Here is a 13,367-nt window from a genome sequence, read left to right on the forward strand (position 1 = left end):
GGCCAGACCGGCCCCGGCACGCTCAGTAGCTGCCCATGTAGTCGCGCTTGCCGACCTCGACGCCGTTGTGGCGCAGCAGGGCATAGGCGGTGGTCACATGGAAGAAGAACTGCGGCAGGCCGTAGTGCAGCAGGTAGGCGCTGGCGGTCAGCTTCTTTTCCTTGGGCGTGCCGGGGCGCAGCACGATCTCGCGGGACTCGCTTTGCGCGAACTGCTCGGGCGCGAACGAGCCCACATGGTCCAGCGCCTTGGTGATCAGCGCCTGCAGGTCGGCAAAGCTGGTCTGCGTGTCGGGCCACGAAGGCACCTCGGCGCCGGCCAGGCGCGAGGCGATGCCCTTGGCGAAGTCCGCAGCAATCTGCACCTGGCGCACCAGCGGGAACATGTCGGGGAACAGGCGGGCCTGCAGCAGGGCGTCGGGATCGATGTTCTTCTGCGCGGCGTGTTCCTCGGCCTTTTTGAGCACGTCGGACAGGGCCTTCAGCATCTGCTGCAGGACGGGAATGGAGGCGGTGTACAGGGGGCTGGTCATTACGGGCTCGCTAAGGATTGTGAAGGGCTGGCAATCGCATGCATCTGCATCCATCGCCAGCGGGCACAGGCTAACAGCAACTGCTTTCACTTGCCGCCTGCGCTAGCATGCGCGCCATGCAAATCCCTGAAGCCGCTCCCTCGTTCGCAGGCCTTGGCCAGGCCGGATTCGGCGCCGCCATCTTCGACATGGACGGCCTGCTCATAGACTCCGAGCCCTTCTGGAAGCGTGCCGAGCGCGAGTCCTTTGCCGAGGTCGGCATCGACATCACGGCCGAGATGTCCCGCGTGACGGCGCCTATGACCACGGCGCAGGTCGCCGCGCACTGGTATGCCCACCGGCCCTGGCAGGGGCCCAGCCAGCGCGAGCTGGAGAGCCGCGTGGTCGCGTGCGTGGCGGCCCTGGTCAGCGCGCATGGACAGGCCCTGCCCGGCGTGCGCGAAACACTGGGCGCCTGCCGCGCCCTGGGCTGGCGCGTGGCGCTGGCTTCGAACTCTCCTTTGTCTTTGTGCCACCACACCCTGGATGCGCTGGGCCTGCGGCCGGCGTTCGACGCCATCGTCTCGGCCGAGCAGGTGGTGCGCGGCAAGCCCGCGCCCGACATCTATTACTTCGCGGCGCAACGCCTGGGCGTGCCGGCCGGGCGCTGCCTGGTGTTCGAGGACTCGGTCTCGGGAACACATGCGGCGCGGCAGGCCGGCATGACCGTCATCGCCGTGCCGTCCGAGGACCAGTGCTTCGACGGGGCGCAGCCTGCGCCGAACTGGGTGGTGCCCACGCTGGTGGCGCTGCATGGGGCAGCGGGCCGGTAAGGCATCCGCAGCACCCGCATCGCATGGCGCGTGTCGGCCGCAAGGGTGTTGATGAGAACCATTCTCAGTACAATCGCCGCCCGTGCCGTTCTTCTTCGTCCTGTCCGTTTCCCATGCTGGCGTGCCTGCCTGCGTCCTGACCGCTGTGCCGGGAGCCTGCCCGTGAGCGCGCGCGTGCCAGGCGCGGACGATGATGCCGCCCCCTCGCTGCTGGCCCGCGTGTATGCGCGCTGGCACCAGCCTCTGCGCCGCCTGCTGGGCCGGCAGATGCGCAACCGCGAGGATGCCGAGGATGCGGTGCAGGAGGTCTTCGTGCGCTATGCGGCCTCGGGCAAGGCCCTGCCGCCCGAGGAGCAGGAGCCCTATCTGCGCGTGATCGCCCGCCATGTATCGCACGATGCCTGGCGCCGCTCGGAGGGCGCGCCGGGGCGCGAATCGGTCTCGCTGGATGAACACATGGAGCTGGCGCAGCAACTGCCGGCCGGCGAAGGCTCGGACCCCCTGCAGGCGGCGCACCACCGCGAGCGCCTGTGCCGGCTGGAGCAGGCCATGGCCGAGCTGCCCGAGCGTCGCCGCGAGGCCTTCGTGCTGCACAGCATCGACGGGCTCACGCAGACCGAGGTGGCGCAGCGCATGGGCATTTCGCGCCGCATGGTGCACAACCATGTGACGCTGGCCATGGCCTATTGCGAGCTGCGCGTGCAGTACGGCAGCGCCGAAGACATGCGCCTGATGCAGGGCCTGCTGGCGCAGGCCGCGACGGACGGGGAGGGCCGGGAATGACGCTGACCCCGCAACGCCTGCAACTGCACGCCCGCGCTGCCGACTACTTCGCCCGCCGCCGCGAAGCCGACTGGACCGGCGCCGACGAGCGCGAACTCGACGCCTGGCTGGCCGCCGACCCGCAGCACCGCAGCATCTTCGAGAGCCTGGGGCGCACGGTGCTGGACCTGCAGCAGTTGCGCAGGCCGGCGCTGGCCTGCGACGCGGCGGCTGCGCCGCAAGCCAGGGCCAGCGGGCCGCGTGCGCAGACACAGGGCCACTTGCCCGCGCCGGCGCGTCAGCGCACACGCCGCGGCCTGATGCCTGCGTTGTTGTCGGTGGCTCTGGTCACGACGCTGGCCGTGGGCGGGGGCTGGTATGCCTGGGACAACCACGCAAGCCATGTGATCGAGATGGCCACCGGCCCCGGCGAGGTGCGCGAGGCCGAACTGCCCGATGGCACGCGGGTCACGCTGAATTTTTCCTCCAGGCTGCAGGTGCGCTACTACCCGCGCCGCCGCGAGACGGTGCTGGACCAGGGCGAGGCCTTCTTCCAGGTCGCCGCCGACCGGTCGCGGCCCTTCACCGTGGACAGCGGCGCCAGCCAGGTCCGCGTGGTGGGCACGGCCTTCAATGTGCGCGCCGGGCCGCCAGCGCTGGTGGTCAAGGTGCTGGAGGGCAAGGTGGAGCTGCGCCCCGATCGCCATGCGGCGGACGACCGGCGCCTGCTGCTGGGCGCGGGTGCCGGCATGTCCGTCGATGCCCGCGACGGCACACGGCAGCCGCTGGCCGCGGGCGCGGACACCGTGGGTGACTGGCGCAGCGGCCAGCTGGTGTTCCAGCAGGCGCCGCTGACCCAGGTGGCAGCCGATCTGGCCCGCTACCTGGGCCGGCCCGTACGGGTGGATGGCGATGCGCGGCTGGCCGCGCTGTCCGTGTCCGGCGTGGCGCTGACCGGCAAGCCCGAGGTGTTTCTGCGCTCGCTGCCGCACTTGTTGCCGGTGCGTGTGCAGGGCGATGCGCAAGGCGGCTGGCGGATCTCGGCGCACTGAGTGCTCTTTCTCTTCTTTTTGTAAATAAATGTAAATTACCCGTTTTCCTGGTCTCGCCACATTCCCACTTTGGCGCGAAGGCGGGTTTTACCTTCATGGAGGCCGGGTTTTCTCGCGCCTCCATGGTTGCCAGCCAGGCCGCTGCCCAGTGCACAGCTCAGCCAACAACCGCGACGGCCGCGCACGCGCGTGGCGGGTGGACGCTCAACTGTCTGCCTGCCACCCACCGCGCACACCGCGACAGCGGGCAATGGACACAGTGCAGCAGGAGCAGGGATGCAAGCAGGAAAAGAACACGGCAGCGCCGCCATGGGCGCGGGCATTTGGGGAGGAGGGTTTCAGCACAGGGGCAGGCCATGGCGGCGGGCAAGGATGCCGTCGCTGGTGGCCGCAGCCCTGGTTGCGCTGGCGCAGCCTGCGGTGCAGGCGCAGCAGCCATCGTCCGTGCAGGCGGGGCAGGCGGGCCAGGCAGGGGAGCTGGCCTTCAGCATCGCGCCCCAGCCGCTGGCCGGCGCGCTGCGCCAGTTCACGCAGCAGGCCCAGCACCAGGTGCTGTTCGATCCGCAGATCGTTGCAGGCCGCACTTCGCTGGCCTTGCAGGGCCGCTTCACGCCGCGCCAGGCGCTGGACCGGCTGCTGGCCGGCACGGGCGTGACCGTGATCGACGCCGTACCGGGCGCCTACACGCTGAAGGCGCCGCTCAGGGAGCCGTCGCCGGCAGCCGATGCTGCGCTGGGCACGGTGCTGGTCACGGCCCAGGCACACGCTGGCGATACCACGGAGGGTTCGGGCTCCTATGCGGCCTCGCGCGTGTCGCTGGGCAAGGGGCAGAGCGTGCGCGAGACGCCGCAGTCCATCTCCGTGGTCACACGCCAGCGCATTGAGGACCAGGGCTTGGTCTCCGTGGGCGACGTGATGCAGCAGACCACGGGCGTGACGGTGGACTACGCGGGCTCGGGCGGCCTGGGCGGCACGGCCAACAGCTTCTACGCGCGGGGCTTCCAGATCAGCAATGTCCAGATCGACGGAGCGGCGGTGGACGCCTTCAGCCAGGGCACCTTCGACCCCAACATGGCCATGTACGACAGCGTGCAGGTGATCCGCGGCGCGGACGGCCTGTACAGCGGCAATGGCGAGCCCGGCGGCTCCATCAACCTGGTGAGAAAGCGCCCCACGGCACAGCCGCAGGTGCTGGCCTCGGCCTCGGTGGGCAGCTGGAACCAGCGCCGTGCAGAACTTGATGTGGCGGGCCCCCTGGCTGCCGATGGCCGGGTGCGCGGCCGCGCCGTGCTGGCGCACAGCGACCGCGAGTTCTTCTATGACTACGCCGATGCGCGCAACACCTTGCTCTACGGCATCGTGGAAGCCGATCTCACGCCTGCGACCAAGCTGACCCTGGGCGGCAGCTACGACAAGTCGGCCAGCCTGCCTTGGCGCGGTGGCCTGCCGCGCGCGGCCAATGGCGACGATCTGCACCTGCCGCGCCATACGGCACTCATGGCGGGCTGGGGCCATTACGACAGGACCAACAAGGAGCTGTTTGCCCAGCTGGAACAGAAGCTGGAGGGCGACTGGCGAGTCCGCGCCCATGCCAACTATGTCAAGGTGGACAGCGACAGCCGGTTGGCCGACGTCACCGGCGCGGTCGATCCGACGACGGGCCTGGGAGCCACGCTCAACGGCTTCTCCAACGACTTCTATTCCACCAAGAAGGCGCTGGATGCCAACGTCAGCGGAACGTTCTCCCTGCTGGGGCGCAGGCACCGGCTGCTGCTGGGCGCGGACTGGGCCAAGATCCGTGACACGCAGGACACCTTTCTGTCCGAGGTGGACATGCCGGGGGGCATCAACGTGTTCGGCTTCGACCCGGGCGCCATTCCCCTGCCCAGCTTCGTCTGGAAGACGCGCAGCTTCGCGGGCTATGGCGCCACGCAGAAGGGCCTGTACGGCCGGCTCAACCTGAGCCTGACGGACCGCCTGACCGCCATCGTCGGCGCGCGCCGCGCCAGCTATGCAACGCAGACACCCTGGCTGCGCTTCGACCAGGCCGGCAATCTCACCAGCCGCATCGTGTCGTCCAATAGCGAGAGCGGTATCTTCACGCCCTATGGCGGCCTGGTCTACGACATTGACGACCGCTGGACGGCCTACGGCAGCGTCGCCGAGATCCACAAGTCCCAGGCCGACAAGCTGGGTGGGCCCTTGCCAGGCACGCCGCTGGACCCCATCAAGGGCCGCAATTTCGAGCTGGGCGCCAAGGGCGAGTTCAACGAGGGCCGGCTGATGGCCTCCATGGCCCTGTACCGCATAGAGCGCAATGGCGAGGCCGTGGCCGATCCCTCCTACCCCAACACCGACATCGGGGACGCGGGCCTGAACTGCTGCTGGCTGAGCAAGGGCAAGGTGGTCAGCCAGGGCGTGGAAGGCGAGATCTCGGGCGAGCTGGCGCGCGGCTGGCAGCTGTTTGCCGGCTACACCTTCAACCGCAACCACAACAAGACGCCGGGCATCGAAGGCATCTACCACTCCGTCACGCCCAAGCATCTGTTCAAGCTGTGGAGCACCTACCGCCTGCCGGGCGAGCTGTCGCAATGGACGATTGGCGGCGGCGCCAATATCCAGAGCGCGCATTTCGTCAGCGGCTCGGCCAATGCCTTCAATCCTGACACGGGCAAGTTCGACGGCGCGGCCGTGCCCTTCAAGTTCAGCCAGGGCGGCTATGCCGTGTGGAATGCCAGCGTGCAGTACCGCATCAACCGCAACTGGCAGGCCGTGCTCAACCTGAACAACCTGTTCGACAAGGTCTACTACCGCACAGTGGGCACCAGCGGCGGCAACAACTGGTATGGCGAGCCACGCAATGTGATGCTGACGCTGCGCGGAACGTTCTGAGGCACCCCTGAGCGGCTGCGCCGCTTCCCCCTCTCTTCGGAGGGGGGCGGACACCCTCTGGGCGTGGCGCCCAACGCCAGCAACCTGCTGGACAGGCGCTGCTACGTGCCTTCGTTCAACACGGTGTCGGGCAACAACTGCTACGGCGCACCGCGCTCGCTGCTGCTGACGCTAAGCGCCGCGTATCTGGCGCGTGCTATGCGGCAGCGGCCGCCGCAACGCCGAACTCCTCGCTGTCCGCCTGGGCACCGTCGTCGAACACCAGGCGGCGCTCAGGCCAGCGCATGGCGGCAAGCTTGAAGCGCTGCTGCGGGTCCTCGCCCGCCAGGCGGGCATTCCAGCGGCCACCGACCGAGTAGTCCACGCAGAACACATTGCCGCGCCGGCCATGCCAGGACAGCGGACCGGTCTGGCCGAACAGGTTCTCGGCCTGGGCGCCGTGGAAGGACGGGCCGCCGCGATTCAGGCGCCGCCAGTAGTGGCCCACGACCACGGCCTGGGCATCCTCGTATTCGTTCCACCAGGCCACGCGCTCGACGAAGCGCCACTTGCCACCCGCGTAGAAGGGATTGCGGCATTCGCGCTCCACGCCCGAGGTCAGCACCTTCAGCGGATTGACCATGGCCTTGGCCAGTTCGCTTTCGCTGTGTGCGGGCAGGAAGGGCGGCAGCCAGTTGCGGTCTTCCAGGTCGTGCGGCCATTGCCGGCGCTCGGCGCGCATGCGCTCGGCCACCTTGTTGACCTGGGCCTGCTGGGCGGCCACGGCCTCGAAGTGGTCATAGGCGCTGCGCGCGCTGCCCGGTGGCAGCTCGCGCGCCATGGCGATCTGCTGCGGGCGCCAGGCCGCATGGACCACGCGCAGGTCCTCGCGCTCCATGGCGATCGGCAGGCGTTCCAGCAGGGCCAGGGTGTCGGGGATATCGCACAGCGGCATGCGTGCGAACGGGGCGTACTTGGGTGTGTCGGAGGCCACGCGGCTGTCGAAGAACCAGCCGGAGCCGTCCTTGGCATCCTCGCGCAGCAGGTTGATTTCGTGGTTGCCGAGCACGGCCAGCGCATGGCCCGACTCCAGCATGGGCACCACGCGGGCCAGCACGCCCGGGCTGTCTGGACCCCGGTCGCAGAAGTCGCCCACGAAGACCAGACGCCTGCCCTGGGGATGGCGGCCCAGCGCGTCGTAGCCCAGATGCCCCAGCAGATGCTCCAGCGCTTCGGCTTCGCCATGGATGTCGCCGACGATGTCGAGCGGACCGGGGGGCAGGGGCTGGACGAGGCTCATGGCGGAAAGATGCAAAAGACGGCGCAGGCTTGGAAAACCGACATTATTTGCACAGACCCGCCGTGCCCGCCAGCCCCGTTTGCGACAGGACCGTGTCAGCGCCGTTGCAGGCGCACAAAGCTGTAGGGCAGGCCATTGGCTGCCACATGGCGGCTGCGCGAGACTTCCTGCCACTCGGGGCCCGGCGTGGGTGCGAAGGCGTCGCCTTCGTAGTCGCGTTCGATTTCAGTCACCTCGATGCTGTCGGCCAGCGGCAGGGCCTGGGCGTAGATCTGGGCACCGCCCATGACCCACACGTCGGCGGATGCCTGGCGGCCCAGCGCCAGGGCCTGCTCCAGGCTGGTGGCATGCAGCACGCCGGGGGCGGCTGGCTCGGGTGCCCAGTCCGCCTGGCGCGTGACCACGATGTTGGTGCGCCCGGGCAGCGGCCTGAAGCGGGCCGGCAGCGAGTCCCAGGTCTTGCGGCCCATGACCACGGCCGAGCCCTGGGTCAATTGCTTGAAGTGCGCCAGGTCCTCGGGCAGGTGCCAGGGCATGGCATTGTCCTTGCCGATGACGCCGTTGGCGGCGCGTGCGTAGATGAGATGGATGGCCATCGGGCGGGTCTTTCTGCTGCCTCAGACGGCCACGGGGGCCTTGATGGGCTCGTGGTGCTGGTAGCCGACGACCTCGAAGTCCTCGTACTCGTAGCCGAAGATGGAGTCGGGCCGGCGCTTGATCTGCAGCGTCGGGTAGGCGAAGGGCTGGCGCGCCAGCTGGGTCTCGACCTGGGTGAAGTGGTTGTTGTAGATGTGGCAGTCGCCACCGGTCCAGACGAAGTCGCCCACCTCCAGGTCGCATTGCTGGGCCAGCATGTGGGTCAGCAGCGCGTAGCTGGCGATGTTGAAGGGAACGCCCAGGAAGATGTCCGCGCTGCGCTGGTATAGCTGGCAGCTGAGCTTGCCGTCGGCCACGTAGAACTGGAAGAAGGCGTGGCAGGGCATGAGCGCCATCTGCGGCAGGTCGGCCACGTTCCAGGCGCTGACGATGATGCGGCGGCTGTCCGGGTTGCTCTTGAGCTGCTTGACCACTTCGGCGATCTGGTCGATGTGGCCGCCGTCCGGCGTCGGCCAGTTGCGCCATTGCACGCCATAGACCGGGCCCAGGTCGCCGTCCTCACGGGCCCATTCGTCCCAGATGGTGCAGCCGCGCTCCTGCAGCCAGCGCACATTGCTGTCGCCGCGCAGGAACCACAGCAGTTCCAGGATGATGGACTTGAGGTGCACCTTCTTGGTGGTGACCAGCGGAAAGCCTTCGGACAGGTCGAAGCGCATCTGGTGGCCGAACACGCTGCGCGTGCCCGTGCCGGTACGGTCGGTCTTGGACACGCCGTGCTCGTACACATGGCGCATGAAATCTTCGTACTGGGAGCGGGCTGGGCGGGGCGCAGGAGTCGTGTTCATCTTCCGGATTATCCCTTGATGAATACGGCGCCTTGTCCGACGGTATCCATGCCCCTTGAAACAAGGTCTGGCGCCCCGGGTGCGAAAATGCCCGCAGACTGGTGCCGGTGCATTGCCCAGGCTTTCGCACCGGCGTCACCGCTTTTTTCGCATCCGCTTTGACAAGGAGCTTGCGCATGTCTTCCATGCTCTCCCCCTGGCAGGCCGCCGTTGCATTGGGTGTCGCCATGCTGGCGCTGACAGCCTGCGATCCGCGTTCTCCCTCCGTCCCGACTCCCAAGGCCGCGCAGTCCGTCGCACTCGATGTGGCTGCGCCAGCCCCGGAATTGGTGCTGGCGTTTCCCGCGCGCACGCGCATGCCCTCCACCGCCAAGGCGGGGGAGCCCGGCCTGGACAGCCTGGCCGAGTACGTGGGCAAGTATCCCTACGACGGCACCAACTACCTGGAGCAGGGCGTGCTGGCCGACCGGCTCAAGGCGCTGCTGGGCACCAGCTACCCGACCCTGCTGAGCAATATGCGTACCGTGGGCCCGCTGACCAAGGAAGGAGATGTCTGGAGCATCGTCGGCCTGCGCCCGCACCAGGGCGGCGAGGAAATGGGCGCCATCGTGATCGATCCCGCCCGCAATGCCCTGCGCGTGTGGCTGCTCACCGGCGGCAAACAGTCCGACTTCTCCGATGCGGCCGGCGCCGACATCGCCTGGCCCGAACAGGTCAACAAGACGATGGCCAATATCGAGGCCAAACCGGTTTCCTGACAAGGCAGGCACGGGCCGCTCCTGGCTCAGGACGGCGCGTGCAAACCCGGCGCTGCCCCAGAAGGGGCGGCGTTGCGCTCAGGAGGCTTGCCTTGGCAGGATGCAGCCCGGGTTCATCAGTCCCTGCGGGTCCAGCGCCTGCTTGATGGCGCGCATCATGCCCAGCGCCACGGGGGACTGGTACTTCTGCAGCTTGTCCACCTTGAGCGCACCCACGCCGTGCTCGGCCGAGAACGAGCCGCCGAATTCGGCCACGGCTTCATAGACGAGGTGGTTGACCAGGTGCTCTCGCTCGTTGAGGAAGGCCTTGGCGTCACCGCCCTCGGGCGCCTGCACGTTGTAGTGCAGGTTGCCGTCGCCCAGGTGGCCGAAGTTGACCAGGCGCACGCCAGGGATCTCGCGCTGCAGCACGGCATCGGTGTGCTCGACGAAGGCGGGGATGCGCGATGCGGCGATGGAGATGTCGTGCTTGATGTTCAGGCCTTCCTCGGCCTGGGCCAGCGGAATGCTTTCGCGGATGTGCCACAGCTCATGGGCCTGCGACAGGCTTTCGGCCACCACGGCGTCGAGCACGCAGCCGTCCTCGAAGGCCAGCTCCAGCAGCGCCTCGAAACGCTCGCGCGCATGCTGCTCGGACTCGCTGTCCGAATTCTCGACCAGCACGTAGTAGGGCGGCGCGCCGATCAGCCCGGCAAAGGGCACGCGCAGCTGGGGCATGTGCTTGATCACCAGCGACAGAGCGAACTGGCCCATGACCTCGAAGCCCGTCAGGCCCGCGCCCAGGTACTGGTGCGCCATGCCCAGCAGGCGCACGGCCGCTTCCATGGAGGGCACGGCGGCGAAGGCCGTGAGCTGGGCCGCAGGCTGGGGGAACAGCTTCATGGTGGCGGCGGTGATGATGCCCAGCGTGCCTTCGCTGCCGATGAACAGGTCGCGCAGGTCGTAGCCGGTGTTGTCCTTGCGCAGGCCCTTGAGGCCGTCCCAGATCTCGCCCTGCGGGGTGACCACTTCCAGGCCCAGGCACAGTTCGCGCGTGTTGCCGTAGCGCACCACCTGGGTGCCGCCCGCGTTCGTGCCCAGGTTGCCGCCAATGGTGCAGCTGCCTTCGGCGGCCAGCGACAGCGGGAACAGCAGGCCCTCTTTCTCGGCAAGCTCCTGCAGGCTTTGCAGGATGCAGCCGGCCTCGACGGTGAAGCTCAGGTTGTCGCGGTCGATGTGGCGCACGGCATTCATGCGCGTGAGGCTGAGCACGACCTGCGTGCCGCTGTCGTCCGGCGTGGAGCCCACCGACAGGCCGGTGTTTCCGCCCTGCGGGATGATGCTGGTGCCTGCGGCCGCGCATTCGCGCACCACGGCGGCCACCTCGGCCGTGCTGGCCGGGCGTACCACGGCCAGGGACTTGCCGCGCACGCGGCGGCGCCAATCCTGTTCGTAGGCCACAAGGTCGCCCTCGGTGAGGACATGGGCTTCGCCGACGATCTGGCGCAGGCGTTCAAGCAGTGCAGTCATGTTGCAACTTCTTTCAAAGACGTGAAGGCATGAAAACGGGGGGCTCAGCCGCCGGCCGCCTGGGCCGCGCGGCGCGCGCTGCGCTGGCGCCAGCGCACATGCAGGGCGCAGGCGGTGAACAGCATCAGGCACAGGAAAACTTCGAGCAGCGCCAGCCAGCGCCCGGGCGCGGGGTCGCTCCAGGCGCGCACCACGCCCTCGGTGAAATAGATCCACACCAGCAGGCTGACCCAGCGGTAGGTGTACATGCGGTGCTTGAGCAGGCCGATCAGCGGAATCGCCAGCGGCAGGGCCTTGAGCACAAGCCAGGAGCCCCCGGGCCGCATGGGCGCCAGCCACAGTTCCCAGGCCAGGCTCAGCACGATCAGGCCCATGAGGCTGGAGACCGCCAGCCAGCGGGTGGCGGCGACATCGGCGCCGGGGCGAGAAATGGAATCAGTCATCGGGGTGGCATCATATCGGCCATGGTCTTGACCTTTGAACATGTGATTGCTTGGATGGCCGCGCCCGCTGCAGACATGCGCCTTGCGGCGGAGATGGGGCGATGAGCGGCGGCCCCGAAAAGGAGCCCGTCGATGGCCTGGAGGATGGCTCCCTGGCGCTGCCCGTTCCTGCCCGGGAGCGCAGCCTGTCCCTGGCCGAGCCGCCCGAGCCTGCGGTGCCGCGATCGTGGCGCGAACGCTGGCGCTGCTTTCCATGGCGCAATACCGCACACACGCTGCGCGAACGCTTTCGCGAGGACCGGCTGGGCGTCACCGCCAGCAGCCTGACCTTCACCACGGTGCTGGCCCTGGTGCCGTTCTTCACGGTGGCGCTGGCGCTGTTCACGGCGTTTCCCATCTTCTCCCGCGTGCAGATCGTGCTGGAGCGCTGGCTGATCGACAGCCTGATCCCCGAGACCATCGCGCGCCAGGTGCTGGGCTATCTGACGCAGTTCGCCTCCAAGGCCAGCCAGCTGGGCATGGCCGGTTTTTCCATTCTGGTGATCACGGCGGTCGCGCTGATCCTCACCATAGACCGCACGCTCAACAACATCTGGCGCGTGCGCCAGTTGCGGCCGCTGGGCCAGCGCGTGCTGATCTACTGGGCGGCGATCACGCTGGGCCCCCTGGTGCTGGGCCTGAGCCTGGTGCTGTCGTCCTATGTGATGTCGGCCTCGCGCGGGCTGGTCAATGCGCTGCCCGAAGGCTTGCGCTTCATCTTCGATTCCATCGAGTACCTGGCGCTGGCCGCTGGCATGGCGGGCCTGTACCACTACGTGCCCAACACGGCGGTGCGCTGGCGCCATGCCTGGGTGGGCGGCCTGTTCGTGGCCACCTGCATGGAGCTGGCGAAGAAGGCGCTGGGCCTGTACCTGGCCTCGGTGCCTACCTATTCGGTCATCTACGGCACCTTCGCCACGCTGCCCATCCTGCTGATCTGGATCTACATGGCCTGGGTCATCGTGCTGCTGGGCGCCGTGGTCACGGCCTACCTGCCCATCGTGATGGCGGGTGTGCAGCGCATGCCGGGCCAGCAGGGCTGGCAGTTCGAGATGGCCGTGGAGATCCTGCAGTACCTCGCACAGGAGCGCGAGTCGCCCGCCAAGGGCTTGTACGCCAGCGATCTGGCGCGGCGCCTGCGTGTGGACTGGCAGCAGATCGATCCGGTGCTGCAGGCGCTGTCGGTGCTGGACTGGGTGGGCACGGTGCAGGCCCCCGGCACTGTGGCGGCCAGCGAAGGCCCCGAGCCCCGCTACATGCTGCTGGTGGAGCCCCATCGCACGCCGCTGCAGCCGCTGGTGCAGCGTCTGCTGCTGGCGCCGTCGCCGGCCGTGCAGCCGCTGTGGGATCGCACGGGGCTGGCAGGCATGACGCTGGCCGATCTGCTGGAGCAAAGGCCGCAGGCTCCGGTCTAGAGCGGGATGCGGCCCGTCAGGATGTCGCGCCACATCACCCAGTCGCCGCGAAAGCTGTAGAGCGGGCGCTTGAAGCTGGCGGGCCGGTTCTTCTCGAAGCCGAAATGCCCTATCCAGGCAAAGCCGTAGCCAAACAGCAGGCCGCCCAGCAGGAACCAGAAATTGCCGGTCAGGAACAGCGCGAACAGGCACAGCAGCGCCAGCGTGGAGCCCACGAAGTGCAGGCGCCGGCAGGTGCGGTTGCTGTGCTCCTGCAGGTAGAACGGATAGAACTCGGCAAAGCTCTTGAACTGGCGCGGGTCCACGGCAGCCTGTGCGGCGCCGGGCAGGGGAGCGGAAGCGTGTGACATGGCAGGCCTTCGCAAGCATGGGGTAGGGTCAACTTATACGCTGCTGCCTTGCCGCTCACCATCGGAGGAACCCGCGCGCCCA

General features: G+C 68.2%; 13 protein-coding genes. 6 read left to right on the top strand and 7 right to left on the bottom strand.

The window, feature by feature from the left end; all coding sequences use genetic code 11:
• Window positions 1-22: 22 nt before the first annotated feature.
• Window positions 23-532, bottom strand: coding sequence for a DUF1993 domain-containing protein (locus HFGMBDPB_RS25515; protein ID WP_016447516.1), 510 nt, complete (start codon window positions 530-532; stop codon window positions 23-25).
• Between the two features lie 116 nt (window positions 533-648).
• Between HFGMBDPB_RS25515 and hxpB the strand changes: the two genes are divergently transcribed.
• The 4 genes from hxpB (at window position 649) to HFGMBDPB_RS25535 (ending at window position 6,050) form a co-directional block, all read left to right on the top strand.
• Window positions 649-1,344 carry a hexitol phosphatase HxpB gene (gene hxpB / locus HFGMBDPB_RS25520; RefSeq protein WP_249343692.1) on the top strand — a complete coding sequence of 232 codons (696 nt, stop codon included), beginning with the start codon at window positions 649-651 and terminating at the stop codon, window positions 1,342-1,344.
• Between the two features lie 162 nt (window positions 1,345-1,506).
• Window positions 1,507-2,127, top strand: a complete 621-nt coding sequence (locus HFGMBDPB_RS25525; protein ID WP_016451324.1) for an RNA polymerase sigma factor — start codon at window positions 1,507-1,509, stop codon at window positions 2,125-2,127.
• Window positions 2,124-3,158, top strand: coding sequence for a FecR family protein (locus HFGMBDPB_RS25530; protein ID WP_212646533.1), 1,035 nt, complete (start codon window positions 2,124-2,126; stop codon window positions 3,156-3,158). The genes HFGMBDPB_RS25525 and HFGMBDPB_RS25530 overlap by 4 nt, the downstream gene beginning before the upstream one ends.
• Window positions 3,159-3,434: 276 nt before the next feature.
• Window positions 3,435-6,050 (top strand): TonB-dependent siderophore receptor, encoded by a 2,616-nt coding sequence (locus HFGMBDPB_RS25535; protein ID WP_212646534.1) that lies wholly within the window; start codon window positions 3,435-3,437, stop codon window positions 6,048-6,050.
• A 196-nt stretch (window positions 6,051-6,246) separates the two neighbouring features.
• On the opposite strand, the gene HFGMBDPB_RS25540 is transcribed toward HFGMBDPB_RS25535, so the two are convergent.
• The 3 genes from HFGMBDPB_RS25540 to HFGMBDPB_RS25550 form a co-directional block, all read right to left on the bottom strand.
• Entirely contained in the window at window positions 6,247-7,329 is a 1,083-nt protein-coding gene (locus HFGMBDPB_RS25540; RefSeq protein WP_016447512.1) for a metallophosphoesterase, read from the bottom strand.
• Window positions 7,330-7,424: 95 nt separating this feature from the next.
• On the bottom strand, window positions 7,425-7,925 hold the full coding sequence (locus HFGMBDPB_RS25545) for a dihydrofolate reductase (RefSeq protein ID WP_016447511.1): 501 nt from the start codon (window positions 7,923-7,925) through the stop codon (window positions 7,425-7,427).
• Between the two features lie 21 nt (window positions 7,926-7,946).
• Complete coding sequence (locus tag HFGMBDPB_RS25550) at window positions 7,947-8,771, bottom strand: thymidylate synthase (RefSeq protein ID WP_034400291.1); 825 nt, start codon at window positions 8,769-8,771, stop codon at window positions 7,947-7,949.
• A gap of 176 nt (window positions 8,772-8,947) precedes the next feature.
• On the opposite strand from HFGMBDPB_RS25550, the gene HFGMBDPB_RS25555 reads away from it, so the two are divergent.
• Entirely contained in the window at window positions 8,948-9,529 is a 582-nt protein-coding gene (locus HFGMBDPB_RS25555; protein WP_016447509.1) for an Ivy family c-type lysozyme inhibitor, read from the top strand.
• 78 nt (window positions 9,530-9,607) lie between these two features.
• Here HFGMBDPB_RS25555 and HFGMBDPB_RS25560 read toward each other — a convergent pair whose 3' ends face one another.
• Together HFGMBDPB_RS25560 and HFGMBDPB_RS25565 are read right to left on the bottom strand one after the other, a co-directional pair.
• Window positions 9,608-11,038, bottom strand: coding sequence for an FAD-binding oxidoreductase (locus HFGMBDPB_RS25560; protein WP_016447508.1), 1,431 nt, complete (start codon window positions 11,036-11,038; stop codon window positions 9,608-9,610).
• A gap of 44 nt (window positions 11,039-11,082) precedes the next feature.
• Window positions 11,083-11,481, bottom strand: a complete 399-nt coding sequence (locus HFGMBDPB_RS25565; RefSeq protein ID WP_016451330.1) for a DUF2069 domain-containing protein — start codon at window positions 11,479-11,481, stop codon at window positions 11,083-11,085.
• A 101-nt stretch (window positions 11,482-11,582) separates the two neighbouring features.
• On the opposite strand from HFGMBDPB_RS25565, the gene HFGMBDPB_RS25570 reads away from it, so the two are divergent.
• Window positions 11,583-12,935, top strand: a complete 1,353-nt coding sequence (locus HFGMBDPB_RS25570; RefSeq protein WP_061287463.1) for a YihY family inner membrane protein — start codon at window positions 11,583-11,585, stop codon at window positions 12,933-12,935.
• On the opposite strand, the gene HFGMBDPB_RS25575 is transcribed toward HFGMBDPB_RS25570, so the two are convergent.
• The gene (locus HFGMBDPB_RS25575; protein WP_016447505.1) at window positions 12,932-13,285 is read right to left on the bottom strand and encodes an Mpo1-like protein; all 354 of its coding nucleotides are present in this window, start codon (window positions 13,283-13,285) and stop codon (window positions 12,932-12,934) included. The genes HFGMBDPB_RS25570 and HFGMBDPB_RS25575 overlap by 4 nt on opposite strands.
• Window positions 13,286-13,367 lie beyond the last annotated feature (82 nt).

Origin of the sequence: Delftia sp. PE138 (assembly GCF_018320755.1) — a bacterium.
Taxonomy (GTDB): domain Bacteria; phylum Pseudomonadota; class Gammaproteobacteria; order Burkholderiales; family Burkholderiaceae_C; genus Comamonas; species Comamonas tsuruhatensis.